The organism is Pseudomonas frederiksbergensis (assembly GCF_003732275.1).
Taxonomy (GTDB): Bacteria; Pseudomonadota; Gammaproteobacteria; order Pseudomonadales; family Pseudomonadaceae; genus Aquipseudomonas; species Aquipseudomonas frederiksbergensis_H.
Window position 1 is genome coordinate 24374 of record NZ_MOBM01000020.1, and the last position, 14494, is coordinate 38867.

13 protein-coding genes, 1 tRNA gene and 1 pseudogene are annotated in these 14494 nt (G+C 58.0%); 5 read left to right on the top strand and 10 right to left on the bottom strand.

Features of this window, described 5'->3' with window-relative positions:
• Positions 1-24: 24 nt before the first annotated feature.
• The 3 genes from tnpC to tnpA form a co-directional block, all read right to left on the bottom strand.
• The gene (tnpC, locus tag BK662_RS15885) at positions 25-1572 is read right to left on the bottom strand and encodes an IS66 family transposase (protein WP_123358840.1); all 1548 of its coding nucleotides are present in this window, start codon (positions 1570-1572) and stop codon (positions 25-27) included.
• 61 nt (positions 1573-1633) lie between these two features.
• Positions 1634-1969, bottom strand: coding sequence for an IS66 family insertion sequence element accessory protein TnpB (gene tnpB / locus BK662_RS35320; protein ID WP_038452917.1), 336 nt, complete (start codon positions 1967-1969; stop codon positions 1634-1636).
• Positions 1966-2289, bottom strand: a complete 324-nt coding sequence (tnpA, locus tag BK662_RS15895; protein WP_123358841.1) for an IS66-like element accessory protein TnpA — start codon at positions 2287-2289, stop codon at positions 1966-1968. The genes tnpB and tnpA overlap by 4 nt, the downstream gene beginning before the upstream one ends.
• Positions 2290-2942: 653 nt before the next feature.
• Here tnpA and BK662_RS15900 point away from each other — a divergent pair.
• A complete protein-coding gene (locus BK662_RS15900) occupies positions 2943-3167 on the top strand; it encodes a helix-turn-helix domain-containing protein (RefSeq protein WP_259695923.1) in 225 nt (74 codons plus the stop codon).
• A 610-nt stretch (positions 3168-3777) separates the two neighbouring features.
• Here BK662_RS15900 and BK662_RS15905 read toward each other — a convergent pair.
• Together BK662_RS15905 and BK662_RS15910 are read right to left on the bottom strand one after the other, a co-directional pair.
• Positions 3778-3851: transfer RNA gene (locus tag BK662_RS15905), tRNA-Cys, on the bottom strand.
• Positions 3852-4134: 283 nt separating this feature from the next.
• Entirely contained in the window at positions 4135-5040 is a 906-nt protein-coding gene (locus BK662_RS15910) for a helix-turn-helix domain-containing protein (RefSeq protein ID WP_123358843.1), read from the bottom strand.
• Positions 5041-5364: 324 nt separating this feature from the next.
• On the opposite strand from BK662_RS15910, the gene BK662_RS15915 reads away from it, so the two are divergent.
• The gene (locus BK662_RS15915; protein WP_123358844.1) at positions 5365-6675 is read left to right on the top strand and encodes an ABC transporter substrate-binding protein; all 1311 of its coding nucleotides are present in this window, start codon (positions 5365-5367) and stop codon (positions 6673-6675) included.
• Between the two features lie 180 nt (positions 6676-6855).
• Positions 6856-7629 (top strand): L-iditol 2-dehydrogenase, encoded by a 774-nt coding sequence (locus BK662_RS15920; protein ID WP_123358845.1) that lies wholly within the window; start codon positions 6856-6858, stop codon positions 7627-7629.
• 30 nt (positions 7630-7659) lie between these two features.
• Here the strand turns inward: BK662_RS15920 and BK662_RS35880 are convergent.
• The 4 genes and pseudogenes from BK662_RS35880 to nirB form a co-directional block, all read right to left on the bottom strand.
• A pseudogene (locus BK662_RS35880) lies at positions 7660-7840 on the bottom strand (methyl-accepting chemotaxis protein); the annotation flags it as partial.
• A gap of 35 nt (positions 7841-7875) precedes the next feature.
• The gene (locus BK662_RS15925) at positions 7876-8316 is read right to left on the bottom strand and encodes a CBS domain-containing protein (RefSeq protein WP_123358846.1); all 441 of its coding nucleotides are present in this window, start codon (positions 8314-8316) and stop codon (positions 7876-7878) included.
• A 31-nt stretch (positions 8317-8347) separates the two neighbouring features.
• Positions 8348-8734, bottom strand: coding sequence for a nitrite reductase small subunit NirD (gene nirD / locus BK662_RS15930; protein WP_123358847.1), 387 nt, complete (start codon positions 8732-8734; stop codon positions 8348-8350).
• On the bottom strand, positions 8734-11295 hold the full coding sequence (gene nirB, locus BK662_RS15935; protein ID WP_123358848.1) for a nitrite reductase large subunit NirB: 2562 nt from the start codon (positions 11293-11295) through the stop codon (positions 8734-8736). The genes nirD and nirB overlap by 1 nt, the downstream gene beginning before the upstream one ends.
• 858 nt (positions 11296-12153) lie before the next feature.
• On the opposite strand from nirB, the gene BK662_RS15940 reads away from it, so the two are divergent.
• Both BK662_RS15940 and BK662_RS15945 read left to right on the top strand, forming a co-directional pair.
• On the top strand, positions 12154-12513 hold the full coding sequence (locus tag BK662_RS15940; RefSeq protein WP_123358849.1) for a DUF6124 family protein: 360 nt from the start codon (positions 12154-12156) through the stop codon (positions 12511-12513).
• Between the two features lie 248 nt (positions 12514-12761).
• Positions 12762-13730, top strand: coding sequence for a bifunctional 5,10-methylenetetrahydrofolate dehydrogenase/5,10-methenyltetrahydrofolate cyclohydrolase (locus BK662_RS15945; protein ID WP_123358850.1), 969 nt, complete (start codon positions 12762-12764; stop codon positions 13728-13730).
• A 243-nt stretch (positions 13731-13973) separates the two neighbouring features.
• Here BK662_RS15945 and BK662_RS15950 read toward each other — a convergent pair whose 3' ends face one another.
• Positions 13974-14492 (bottom strand): SgcJ/EcaC family oxidoreductase, encoded by a 519-nt coding sequence (locus tag BK662_RS15950; RefSeq protein ID WP_048393224.1) that lies wholly within the window; start codon positions 14490-14492, stop codon positions 13974-13976.
• Between the last annotated feature and the right edge of the window lie 2 nt (positions 14493-14494).

The following is a 14494-nucleotide window of genomic DNA, read 5'->3' on the forward strand; positions in this document are numbered from 1 at the left end:
TTCATGCCTAATTAGTCAAATCCTCTAAGTGCGCTGGATTTCCACAGCCCACTTATGTGGCAGTAGATCGTTAATTTCACTCGCCCGCTGCGTCGGCAAACGTGTGAGAACGTCCTTCAGGTAAGCATACGGATCATGCCTGTTAAGCCGTGCCGATTGGATCAAACTCATGATTGCAGCCGCACGCTTGCCGCTGCGTAACGATCCAGCAAACAACCAGTTGGAACGTCCAAGTGCCCATGGCCTGATCTGATTTTCGACCGCATTGTTGTCTATGGGCACAGCCCCATCTCCCAGATAGCGCGTCAGCGCTACCCAGCGTTTAAGGCTGTAATCCAAGGCTCTGGCCGTCGCTGATCCGTTGGGCACCATATCTCGCTGGGCCAACATCCAGTCATGCAGTGCTTTGATTATTGGTGCGGCTTTTTCCTGGCGTATTTGCCAACGATCCGCATCACTCATGTCTCGCGCTTGACGTTCAACTTCGTACAAGCCGCCAATCGAGTGCAGTGCTTGTTCGGCCAACTGGCTTTTATTCGCCACGTGCAGATCAAAAAACTTGCGGCGGGCATGAGCCATGCAGCCGATTTCAGTCATGCCTTTCTCGAAGCCTGCCTTATAGCCGGCAAAGTCGTCGCACACCAACTTGCCGTTCCAGGAGCCGAGGAAGTTGCGCGCATGCTCGCCCGCTCGGCTTGGACTGAAGTCGTAAACAACGGCTTTGAGCGCCGAAAACGGTGTCGTGCTGTAGGCCCAGACATACGCTCGGTGGGTTTTCTTCTCGCCGGGTGCCAGCATTTGCACCGGAGTTTCATCGGCATGAATTACGCTTTCGGCCAGCACCGCTTCGCGCAACGCATCGACCAAAGGCTGAAGCTGTACGCCGGTTTGTCCAACCCATTGTGCCAGCGTTGAGCGTGCGATCATCAGCCCTGCTCGGCCAAAGATTTTCTCTTGGCGGTACAGCGGCAAGTGGTCGGCGAATTTCGCCACCATCACATGCGCCAGCAGGCCTGCGGTCGGGATGCCCTTGTCGATTACCTGGGCCGGCACCGGCGCCTGGATCAGCGTTTCGCACTGCCGGCAGGCCCATTTCCCACGCACATGCTGTTCGACGGTGAACACGCCGGGTGTGTAATCGAGCTTCTCGCTGACGTCTTCGCCGATGCGTTGAAGCTGGCAGCCACAGGTGCACTGCGTATTTTCTGGCTCGTGACGGATCACGGTGCGTGGGAACTGTGGTGGCAGCGGCGCACGCTTGGGTTTCTGGCATGGCTCGGTCGGTGCAGGTCGCGGATTGACCGCGTTTAGCTCTGCTTCGATGGCTGCAATATCAGCATCGAGCAGGTCATCTAGCAAGCTGCCTTGGTCAGGACTGAGCTGTTCGCTGCGCTTGGCAAACTTGTGCCGCTTGAGGATGGCGATCTCATGGGCGAGTTGCTCGTTGACCGTTTCTAGGCGGTGGATTTTCTGGCCCATGGAGTCGACTTGGGACAGCAACTGAATGGCCTGTTCGGCCAAGGCACGTAGCTGTTCCGGTGTCATCTGGTCGAGATTGGGAGAGGAAGTCATGCCGCTGATTGTGCCAGAGCAGGCCTTCAGCGGCGATAAACCGATAGGCTAATAGCCGGTGCTACAGCACTGTGATCGAACCACCCGCGCCGACCCGCTGCCACGGCAAACCCAGTACCAAGGCTTGAAGTTGCTCGTTATCGAGTTCGACTTCCGATCCGTGACGGATGCCGGGCCAATGAAACTTGCCTTGGTTCAATCGTCGCGCTGCAAGCCAGATGCCCACGCCGTCATGCACCAAGACTTTCATCCGGTTAGCGCGGCGATTGGCAAAGAGATAAGCACTGTGCGGCTTCGCCGCACCGAATACCGCGATCACTTTGGCCAATGCAGTCTCGGTACCGGCGCGCATATCCATCGGTTCGGTGGCTAGCCAGATAGAGTCGATGCGGATCACTGGGCAAGCTCACGGATAAAATGGGCGCACCCTTCAGGGTCTGAAGATGGCCAGTGCACGGTTAATTTTTGCTGCCCGAAAGGGATCTCGATACTGACAGGCATTTGCTGATCAGGCCGAGTCGCGGGCTCTAGTTTCATCGGGACGAAAGCGGGCAACGCCGGCGCCTGACGATCACGATAAGCGGGTATCCATTTTCGAACCAAGTTAGCGTTGATGCCATGGCGCAGGGCTACGCTGGCCATGGACACACCAGGTTGCAGGCATTCCTGGACGACTTGGGCTTTGAAAGGTTGGGGATAAGAAGTTCTTTGGCGCATGGCAATCCTGAAGATAAGGGCGATGGTGTCCACGTATTTTTAAGTGGAGAACATCGCCCTTATCGCAGGGATAGGGTAGGTGACTTCGCCGGACGCTTACTTTTATACGCCTAGAAGTTCGTAAAGCGTAAGCGTCTGCCCAATACACCTACGTGGTTAGGCAGGCATTTGCGGATCAAGTTGGATGTCGTGACTGAGGGCGACCTGGAAACCGTGGCTCCGGGTTGCAGGCACTCCTACACAACCTGGGTCTTGAAGGGCTTGGGATCAGAGCTTCATTGGCGCATGGAAATCCAAGCGAGATGGGCGATCGCGTCCGCTAAAAAATAGAAAGGCACAATCGCCCTAATGCTGGGATTTTGAAGGTGTGTCGCTGGGCACCTACAGATGGAGCAAGGTAGGCAATGTCAACCGTCTTAGCAACTCCAGCTTTTGGCCATTTGTGGCCACCCCCCAAAAATACGGCCCCCCCCCCGCCTCAAGCTTAAGTCGAACCTTAACGGTATACCTTTTCTGTACTCGTTTCCTTAAATTGACAATCTGTCAACAGACAAACCCAATAAATACGACGAACGGTCGTTGACCTCCCCGCAGAAAACAATGAGCATGTATTGACACCAGACAGCCCCAGGACGTGCGAAAGGTGCAACTTATTGAGTTTAAAAGGTATTTTTATGCGTTTGCCACAAAATAGCGATTACGTCCCGGCTAAAGAAGCTGCCGCAATTCTCGGCCTTTCTCCTGAGACCCTTCGCTTCTGGCGGTACAGCGGCAAGTACAAAGACATGCTGCCACCATTTATGCACATCAGCCGGCAGATCTTTTACAAAAAAGCTGATGTAGAGCGATTTTCCGAAATGAGCATGACCGCCGCCTAACACCAGCCTGGTCTTTTACTCGCGGTAGAAAATAAGGCGCACCGCCTCTAGTTGAGACGGTGCGCCTTTTCTTTTGCGCCATCACCTCCCCCACATCATCACCAAAGATCCACTTGGGAGCTGCTCGTTTGCCAATAGAGAGTGGCGATCAATCAGGAGCATCTGTGGCTGGCGGGAGCTTAGGTGGGCGGTGCGTAGCTTGCTGGAGATTAGACTTTTGAGCGCTGCGGCTCCCAAATAGCTCCCAAGCGCTGATCTGGATGGACTTGGATAATATTTTACAGAAAGGAAATTCGCTTCAACAGGCTGATTTAATTGAGGTTTTTCTTGATTTTACTAACGCGGAAGGGATGATGGGGGGTTGACCCCCGAGGGATTTTAAGTCCCATGCGTCTACCAGTTTCGCCATTCGGGCGGTAGCGCGGTAAAGCAGTCTGGACACTGAGCAATAACGATCTGGCAGTTCTGACGCTTGTGCAACAGAGGGGGAAATATATACATCCCGCCCCGGTGAAGCAAGTTCGCAAAGATCCTTTTCAAGACTAAATCTTGCAGGGCTGCGAAAATAAAAAAGCTCCGTAGATCATGGATCTACGGAGCTCGTTTAAAGTGGAGGCCGAAGTCGGAATCGAACCGGCGTAGGTGGATTTGCAATCCACTGCATAACCATTTTGCTATTCGGCCTCAAACATCTGATGTCAGTAGCACAACACCAAACGTGTAAACTCGTATCTGGAAACAAGATTCTAATCTAGCTTCCAACCCTTTGAAATCTAAGGGGTTTTCGTATTCCCTAAGCAGGAATGGACGCAATTCTGGACTGGTTCGAAAGGCATGTCAAGAACTGGAGGAAAATAATTCCAGGTTCGTCCCGGCCTTAAAAGATCGCAGCCTTCGACAGCGCCTACATGGATCGCGTACATCTGTAGGAGCTGTCGAAGGCTGCGATCTTTTGATCTTGGGCCTTTTAATGACTGACCGCCACCACCCGTTGCAACCGCTGTCGATACTGGCTGGGCGTCTCCTGCATTTCATGGCGGAAGTGTCGATTGAAGTTCGACAGGTTGGCATACCCTACCTCAAAGCAGATATCTGCGACGCTGAAACTACTTTGCGCCAGCAAACGGCAGGCACGCTGGACTCGCAGTTTGCGTGTCAGGTCGACGAAGGTATGGCCAGTGGCGCGCTTGAAGAATTTGGAAAAGGCTGGTTCGTTCATGTCCAGGCGCTGGGCAATGACGGACATGCGCAACTCATCCGCGAGGTCGTTGAGGATGTAGTCGAAGACAATGCTCATGCGCTGGGCCGTCAATGCGTCGAGCATGGGCGCATATTGCAGGCTGGCGAGCGTCTGTCGCTCGCTGTCGGGGGTCGATGCCAGTAACTGCAGCAACGACAGGAACAGGCACAAGCGCTGCAATCCTTGGCACTGGCCCATGTCTTCCAGCAGTCGGGCCGCTTTCTTGCGGGTCACACCATGAAACTGGATACCCTGGGCCGCCTGGCGAAACAGGCTTTGCAATTCGCTGAGCTCAGGGATCTTGTCGCGCAGTTGCATCAGCATCTGGCCATCGAATTGCAACACGACATCGCGGCCGGCAATCACCTCCCCTTTGCCCAGATCGCTGATCCAGTCGTGTGGCAGGCCAGGGCCGATCAGGGCGACATGGCCGGCCTCGAACAGGCCGATATAGTCACCGGCCAACAGCCGTCCGCTGCCTTCGCGGATCAGGTGGATCTCGAATTCCGGATGATGGTTCCAGCGCGCAAGGTCGAAGGGATAATCATGCTCATACCAACGAAAGCTGTGCTGGGGCTCGTTCAGAATGACTTCAAGCGCTGGCGGCTTGTCTGCAGTTACGTGATGGTTCATCACCCTGGCGATTCCATTTTTGTTGGTTTTATCAAGGCTACCGCGAAGCCCGGGACGAGTCGAAGCCGATTCGAAACTCTACGGCGCTGTTATCAGATTCACCCTAAACAGGCAGCACGTCTAGCGCGCTGTATGGCGGCCACTGATACTTTTTTTCCATGCTCCTGCCCGGTTAAAAAAGTATCAGTGCCGCGTATGCCGTTCATTTGTTCACCGCTTAGGTTGCTGTAATCCTGTGGTCATCCCGTTGCGGCGATGACTCGCACCGTGGACTACAACAACAATAAGAGCCTCTGTCGCCCAAGGCGCAGAGCGGAGAACACGATGAAGATCATTCCAAGCGCGTTTTTTCTGTCCGCCGGCCTGTCCTCTGCGTTGCTCTGCCAGGCTGCCGAAACGGTGACCATCGCCACCGTGAACAACAGCGACATGATCCGCATGCAGCGGCTGTCCAAAACGTTCGAACAGCAGCACCCGGACGTGAAGCTCAACTGGGTGGTGCTTGAAGAGAACGTGTTGCGTCAGCGCCTGACCACTGACATTGCCACTCAGGGCGGTCAATTCGACGTGCTCACCATCGGCACTTACGAAACACCGCTGTGGGGCGCCAAGCATTGGCTGGAGCCGATGAAAGACCTGCCCGCCAGCTATGACCTAGAGGATATTTTCCCCTCGGTTCGTCAGGGTCTGTCGGTCAACGACACCCTCTACGCCCTGCCGTTCTATGGCGAAAGCACCCTCACCTATTACCGAACCGACCTGTTCCAGAACGCCGGCCTGAGCATGCCCGAGCACCCGACCTGGACGCAGCTCGGTGAGTTCGCCGGCAAGTTGCACCAGCCGGATAAAGAGCAGTATGGAATGTGCCTGCGCGGCAAGGCTGGTTGGGGTGAAAACATGGCACTGCTGACCACCATGTCCAACGCCTTCGGTGCGCGCTGGTTCAACGAGCAGTGGCAGCCGCAACTCACCGGGCCGGAATGGACCGCCGCCGCCACCTTCTACGTCAATACCCTCAAGCAGTATGGCCCGCCGGGTGTTTCGAGCAACGGCTTCAACGAGACGCTGGCCCTGTTCAACAGCGGCAAATGCGCGATCTGGGTCGATGCCAGTGTCGCGGGCTCGTTCATCACCGACAAAACCCAAAGCAAAATGGCCGACAGCGTCGCCTTCGTCGCCGCGCCCACGCAAGTCACTGACAAGGGCTCGTCCTGGCTCTATGCCTGGTCGCTGGCCATCCCTGCGACGTCCAAACACAAGGAAGCGGCCAAAGCCTTTGTGACGTGGGCGACCTCCAAGGAATACATCCAACTGGTCGCCGAGAAGGATGGCATCACCAACGTACCGCCGGGCACCCGCATGTCCACCTACAGCGACGCCTACTTGCAGGCCGCGCCCTTCGCCAGTGTCACGCTGAAAATGATGCAGCACGCCGACCCTGCGCACCCGTCAGTCCAACCGGTGCCTTACGTCGGTATCCAGTACGTGACCATTCCTGAGTTCCAGGCCATCGGCACGTCGGTCGGCAAGCTGCTGTCTGCGGCGCTCACCGGGCAGATGCCGGTGGAGCAGGCCCTGGCCTCGGCCCAGCAAACCACCGAACGCGAGATGAAGCGCGCTGGTTATCCCAAGTAGGTAATCCGTGTGGGAGCGGGCTTGCTCGCGAAGGCGGCGTGTCAGACGGCATCGATGTTGAATGTGCCGGCCTCTTCGCGAGCAAGCCCGCTCCCACAAGGGTTCTTCGCAGACTGACGACCGCATTTAATGCCCTCAACGGGGGCGTCTCTCTATAGCTCTAATGAATGGATGGAAAAAATGAAACGTTTGGAAGGAAAAAGCGCCCTGATCACCGGTTCTGCCAGGGGCATCGGAAGAACGTTCGCGCAAGCCTATATCCGCGAAGGCGCTACGGTCGCGATTGCAGACATCAACCTGGAACGCGCGCAAACCACCGCTGCCGAGCTAGGACCGAATGCCTATGCGATCGAGATGGACGTGACCGATCAGCAATCGATCGACGGCGCCATCGCGACGGTCATCGCTACTGCAGGCAAGCTCGATATCCTGATCAACAACGCGGCACTGTTTGATCTCGCGCCGATTACGGAGATTTCTCGCGACAGCTACGAACGGCTGTTCTCGATCAATGTGTCCGGCACCCTGTTCACGCTGCAGGCCGCGGCCAAACAGATGATCAGCCAGGGCCACGGCGGCAAGATCATTAATATGGCCAGTCAGGCCGGGCGGCGCGGTGAAGCGCTTGTCGCGGTGTATTGCGCGACCAAAGCCGCGGTGATCAGCCTCACGCAATCGGCCGGTCTCAATCTCATTCCCCACAAGATCAATGTGAATGCCATCGCACCGGGCGTGGTGGACGGTGAGCATTGGGATGGCGTCGATGCGCTGTTCGCCAAATATGAAAACCGGCCGCTCGGGGAAAAGAAAAGGCTGGCGGGTCAGGAAGTCCCCTACGGACGCATGGGCACGGCAGACGATCTTGTCGGCATGGCGATTTTCCTGGCATCAAACGAGAGCGAGTACATCGTGGCGCAGACTTATAACGTCGATGGCGGCAACTGGATGAGCTGACTGGCCCCAGAAACAGAGCCAGCCGATGCCTCAAAGACGAAACCGATCCACCGATTGCGAAAGCTGGATTTCGTTGCTGGCCAGGCTCTGTTCACCGATCGTGCGGCTGATGTCATTGACCAGTTCAGTGGTGTTGAGCGTGGCGTTCCAACCAGTTACTTAAGCCTATTTCCACCCGAGCCGTTTTTACGACCTGTGGTATGCCCTTATCGCGTTTTGATCTTGTGATTCGGCGACGCAGCGTTCTCAGTGGCCGCGAATGTAGTGCTCCAGCTGCCGAATCAAATCGGCCTGCTCGACGATGGCTTCCTTGACCAGATCGCCAATCGACAGCAGCCCGATCAGTTCGCCGCTATCCAGCACGGGTAGATGGCGCAAATGACTGTCGGTCATGACCGCCATGCAGCGCTCGATGCTCTGCTGACTGTCGGCGGTCACCACCGGCGCGCTCATGATCTCGCGCACCGGCGTACCGACCGAAGATCGCCCCTGTAGAACCACCTTGCGCGCATAGTCGCGCTCGCTGATGACGCCGACCACCTGCCCGTCTTCGATGACGGGCAACGCACCTACGTTTTTCTCGGCCATCATTTTCAGGGCGTCGAGCACCATCTGGTCCGGTGCGATGCTATGCACCTGCTGGTTTTGCACGACTTTCAGTTTGAGCAACTGTGCGGCTGTCTTCATCAACGTTCTCCGATACGGTTCAGGGCGGCAGTCAAGCCGCCGCGACTTCCACGACGCCGGCGTTCAGGCGCACCGGCCACACCCGCAGGCGCTGCTCCGGGTACTCCAGGCAACTGCCATCCTCAAGACGAAAATGCTGCTTGTAGATCGGCGACGCCACCACCAGATCACCCTTGAGGCTGCCGATCAGTCCGCGGCCGATGACGTTCGCGCCGGATTGCGGATCATGGTTGTCGATGGCGTAGAGGGTGCGACCTTCGGCCTGCGGCAGGTAGAACAGCGCCACCTGCGCGCCGTCGAGCCAGACGACGACGCCGGAGTTGCTGACCAGATCCTGCTGGCTGCACACCGCCTGCCAGGCTTGAGCATTGGCCGCCGTGGCAAGGGCGTTGACACGCTGGGTATTGGACTGACTCATCAGGCATTCTCCTCGGTGACAGGGATAAGGTTGAGTTCGGCGGCCATGATCGGCCGGCGTTGACCGCGTTCCTGAACAAAGTGGATGTCCGGGTCCGGGCGTTGATCGTTGACGAAGGTGCGGAAGCGCTTGAGTTTTTCCGGGTCTTTGAGGGCGTTGGCCCATTCGCATTCGTAGCGGTTGACCACCAGTTGCATCTGCGATTCGAGTTCCGTGCCGAGGCCCAGGCTGTCGTTGATGATCACATCCTTGAGGTAATCCAGGCCGCCCTCCAGGCTTTCACGCCAGACCGAGGTGCGCTGCAATTTGTCGGCGGTGCGGATGTAGAACATCAGGAACCGGTCGATGTAACGGATCAGGGTTTCATCGTCCAGGTCGGTGGCGAACAGCTCCGCATGACGCGGACGCATGCCGCCGTTGCCGGCCACATAGAGGTTCCAGCCATTCTCGGTGGCGATTACGCCCACGTCTTTGCTTTGTGCCTCGGCGCATTCACGGGTGCAGCCAGAGACGGCGAATTTGAGCTTGTGCGGCGAGCGCAGGCCTTTGTAGCGATCCTCGAGGGTCAGGGCCATTTTCACGCTGTCTTGCACGCCATAACGGCACCAGGTGCTGCCCACGCAAGACTTCACCGTGCGGGTCGATTTGCCATAGGCGTGGCCGGTTTCGAAACCGGCCTCAATCAGCTCGGACCAGATGTCCGGCAACTGATGCAACTGCGCGCCGAACAGGTCGATCCGTTGGCCGCCGGTGATTTTGGTGTAGAGGTCGTATTTCTTCGCCACCACGCCGATTGCGATCAACTTGTCGGCCGTGATCTCGCCCCCGGCGATGCGCGGCACCACCGAATAGGTGCCGTTTTTCTGCATGTTGGCCATGAAGGTGTCGTTGGTGTCCTGCAACGGCACCAGCGAGGCGTCCATGATCGGCTGGTTCCAGCATGAGGCGAGGATCGAGCCCACCGCCGGTTTGCATACGTCGCAACCGGTATGGCCACGGCCGTGCTTGGCCAGCAGTTCTTCGAAGGTGATCACCCCTTCTACCCGCACCAGCGCGTAAAGCTCCTGACGGGTATAGGCGAAATGTTCGCACAGGCTCTTGTCGACACTGACGCCGCGAGCAATCAGTTCATGCTCGAACACTTGCTTGAGCAGCCCTGCGCAACCGCCGCAACCGGTGCAGGCCTTGGTTTGCGACTTGAGCAGGCCCAGGTCGGTGCAGCCACCGTCGATGGCCGAGCAGATCGAGCCCTTGGTGACGTTATGGCACGAACACACCGTCGCTGCCTCAGGCAAAGCGCCCGGGCCCAGGGTTGGCGCACCGGTGGACGAAGGCAGGATCAGGCTCGCCGGTTCCGACGGCAAGGCAATGCCGTTCTGCATGTATTGCAACAGGGTGTCGTAATAGCTGTTGTCGCCGACCAGCACCGCGCCGAGCACGCGTTTGCCGGTAGCATCCACCACCAGGCGGCGGTAGCTGGCCGTGGCTTCATCGATGAATTGATAGCTGCGCGCACCCGGCGTCTGGGCGTGAGCATCGCCGATGGAGCCGACATCGACGCCGAGCAGTTTGAGCTTGGTCGACATGTCGGCGCCCTGGAACGGCTCCGCCACTTGATTGCACAGCAGCGTCGCGACGCCACGGGCCATTTGATAACCGGGGGCGACCAGACCGAAGAGGCTGCCATTCCAGGCGGCGCACTCGCCAATGGCATAGATGTTCGGATCGCTGGTCAGGCACTGATCGTCAATCACCACGCCGCCACGCGGACCGATGTCCAGCGCACATTGGCGGGCCAGCGCATCTTGCGCACGGATGCCGGCGGAGAACACGATCAGGTCGGCTTCGAGGAATTCGTCATTGGCAAAATTCATCCGGTAGCGGTACTGCTCGCCGGCACTGATCGACTGCGTGCCACGGGACAGATGCACACCCACGCCGAGTCGCTCGATCTGCGCTTTCAACGCCAAGCCACCCTGCTCGTCCAGCTGCACCGGCATCAGGCGTGGGGCAAATTCCACCACATGCGCTTCCAGGCCCAGGCTTTTCAGGGCGTTGGCGGCTTCCAGGCCGAGCAGGCCACCGCCGACCACCACGCCACGCCGGGCATTGGCCGCTGCGGCACGAATCGCGTCGAGGTCTTCCAGGGTGCGATACACCAGGCGCGAGTCACCTTCCGCACCTTCAATAGGTGGCACGAAGGGATAAGAGCCGGTGGCCAGAACCAGTTTGTCGTAAGCGACGCAACCTTGTGCGGTGATCACCTGGCGTCGCGCCCGGTCGATTTCCAGCACCGGCACACCCAAATGCAGGGTGACGCCCGGCGTCTGGTACAGAGAGGCTTCGCCCAGGGCCAGCGACTCGGCATCGCGACCGCCGAAATACTCGGACAGATGCACCCGGTCGTAGGCGCGCATCGGCTCTTCGCTGAAGACATGCAGGCGGTAATGGTCGAGGGCGCCGCGCTCGATGAGCTGCTCGACACAATGATGTCCGACCATGCCATTGCCGATCACGATCAGTGTTTGCAGTTTGTTCAACGCGGCAACATTGGAATTCATAGTAAGCACCCAGCCAAAGCCAATCACGGTTAAAAAAGCAAAAAAAAACGCCTGAAACCTCTCGGTTTCAGGCGTCTTTGCCTGTTCTTCGCGGTGTTCGACCTGGCGCCTTCGCCTGATCCACCGATGTTGCCCACGACCTGCTCGGCCGGTCGATCTTCGTTGATCGAGTGGGCTGCCCATCTGTTTTCGATGGACCTGAGGGGAGCAATGCAGCCTTTGTGCCAGCCGACCACTTGATACTTCACCCGTGCTGAAAACCTAACGGCTGAACAATCGGCGAATAGGCTTGGCGACCATGGGATAGGCCTGTTCTGGCGGGGGGAGGACGGTCTTTCAGAAGTTGTTGCGCGGATCGCTGGGAGCACTGGCAGAGGAGAAAAACCGGTGCACCGCTCACGGCGGGTGCACGTTTTTATGGCATCGCGCTTTATAAAAGTGCATGTAGCGTTTTTTTCGAGGCTTTCACCGCCTGTAGGAAGTGCGCGCCAGATAATTAAACATCGACTGAAGGAACCTGTTTAAGCGCTATCAAGGTTACTTCCTGCAAGCTACAAGACCTTGCGCCGTTGCCTACGCTTACGCCAGAATCCGCCGGCTTGTGCGCCTTGGGGTCACTCGGTAACTTGATTCGTGTCACTGCCCATCAGTGATCGGGTTTAGTCGCCCGGGGTTACAAGCAAGGTGCACAAGCTCTTGTCAGTCAGGCATTCCCATGCCTGCACTTGATGGTGGTTGTGCGCAGGGCGCCTTCGGGCGCGCCGGCTTTGCTAGCTTCCCCGGTCGACTAACCTGCGTACAGCTGCCTCCCTCTCGTTTAGTCGCAGGAGGGTGGCACCCAATCAGAGAAGCGAGCATATGTTCAAGGTTACGCCCAATCCGCCGGACACCGATCCGGTCTCCCCCTACGAACCCGGTTCAAAAAAACTCAACGAGGCCGCCGAGCGGGCCCTCGATTATCACCTCAACTCGATCGCCGACATCAAAGCCACCGCGCGTAAACCCAGCAAGCTGTTTGCCGTAGACCCAGAGACGACTACCGAAACCCTGGCGGTTTTTTTGGTCGAGACGCTAGCCTCGGTCGATGTGATGGTCCATCAGTTGGTAGATCATCTGGAGGGTGAGTCGCGTCATGCCCTGCTGGGCATTTCGAACAGCATCATGGTGGCGGAGATCACGGCGAACCGGGTGCTGGATCAAATGAATCCGCCTGAGTAGGCGTGGTCTGCCGTGGTGAGTGACTGACGCAGGGTTGTGCAGTGGCTCCTTTTTTGGGGCCGCGGCGCGCCCCAGCGGGAGCAAGCTCCCTCGCCACAGGTTTCTCGCTAAGCGTCGCCTGTTTTTTCCTCGATACCTGCCCGTCTAATCTTCCGGTGTTGCGGTGGTGTTCGCCTGCCCTCAACTGGTAGCCTGAGCGCCCTTGCCTGCATGTCTCTGATGGATCATCGGCGCGAGAAGATGCCTTGATGATCACTTCATCCCTTTCAATCAAGACAACGGTGACTCTTTTGACCAGCAGCACCCCCGCATTTGCCCGCGATATCGACGGCAAAGCCATCTCTGCCCAGGTTCTCGACGAGGTCCGGGAAGAGGTTCTGGCCTTGGCCGGCCAGCAGATCTACCCCGCCCTGGCGGTCCTGTTGGTCGGCGACGACCCGGCCAGCCACGTGTATGTGCGCAATAAACTGCTGCGCGCCAAGGAAGTCGGCATCCGCTCCCTGGAATACCGCCTGCCGGAAACCGCCAGCCAGGCCCAGGTTCTGGAACTGATTGCGCAACTCAACGCCGATCCCACGGTGAATGGCATCCTGGTGCAGCTGCCCTTGCCGGATGCTATCGATGAACAAGCAGTGATTCATGCCATCGACCCGATCAAGGACGTGGATGGTTTTCATCGGGAAAACGTCGGCGGGCTGGTGCAAGGCTTCGAGGTTCTGACCCCATGCACGCCCAGCGGCTGCATGCGCCTGTTGTACGAAACCTGCGGTGCTGACTTGAGCGGTTTGCACGCGGTGGTCATCGGCCGTTCGAACATTGTTGGCAAGCCGATGGCGACCTTGCTGTTGCAGGCCAACTGTTCGGTCAGCGTGGTGCATTCGCGCAGCGTCGATGCCCCGGCGTTGTGCCGGTTGGCAGATATCGTGGTCGCGGCGGTGGGCCGACCAGAGTTGATCGACGCCAGTTGGCTGAAGCCCGGTGCAGTGGTGATCGATGTCGGCATCAACCGCATCGCCAGCGAGTCCGGCAACCGTCTGGTGGGCGATGTCAATTACGCCAGCGCCCGCACCGTCGCCCGTGCGATCACCCCGGTGCCCGGTGGCGTCGGGCCGATGACCATTGCCTACCTGTTGAAAAACACCCTGATCGCCAGCCAGTTGCAACGCGCCGCGCTGGCCCGTGGGCAGCAGCCTGTGGACGACCTGGCGTTGAACTGAGCACATGTAGGAGCCAGGCTTGCCGGCGAAGGCGTCCTTCAGTTCGCCTTCGCCGGCAAGCCTCAATGCCAGTCAGTTAAAGTGCGAAACTTGTGGGAGCGAGCCTGCTCGCGATGACGGCGGTAGATTCAGTATCAATGTTGGCTGACCCGCCGCTATCGCGAGCAGGCTCGCTCCCACAGGGGCTGCAGTATTCAAGTCCTTAACTTGCACAGTTTCTGCGATCAGGCGTCGAAGACTTCTTTATTTCCCTGCGTGCAGCACTTGCGCTTGCGGCATCGCCGAAGAGTGGTGGTTGAGAATCTTCCACTGACCGCCCACTTGTTCATAGACGAACGTGTAACGCGCCTGCACCTGACGGGTCTTGCCATCGGCCTCGGTCAGGAAAAAGGTGTAGACGCCACTGTCCATGGCCACGTTGGCACCCAATGGGCGGATCTCACGGTAGTTGATCTGCCCCACCGGCTTGAGCGCCATGAAGTGATCGAAGTAGTCCTTGATCTGCGCCGGCGTGGTGCGCACCTTATTGGAAACCGTCGGCTGCAGCACGGCGTTCGGCGCGTACAGGTCGACCACGCTCTGAACATTGCCGCTCTTCAACGCGCTATTCCATTGATCAAACAGTGCAGCAATTTCACGATCCTTCACGTTACCGGGCTGTTCGGCCACGCTGCTGTAAACGTAAGGCACTGCCTCCAACGCCTGGGCCAAAGGGGCGGTCAGGGCGAACAACAGGGCGATGGTTGAGGTCTTGAATTTCATTG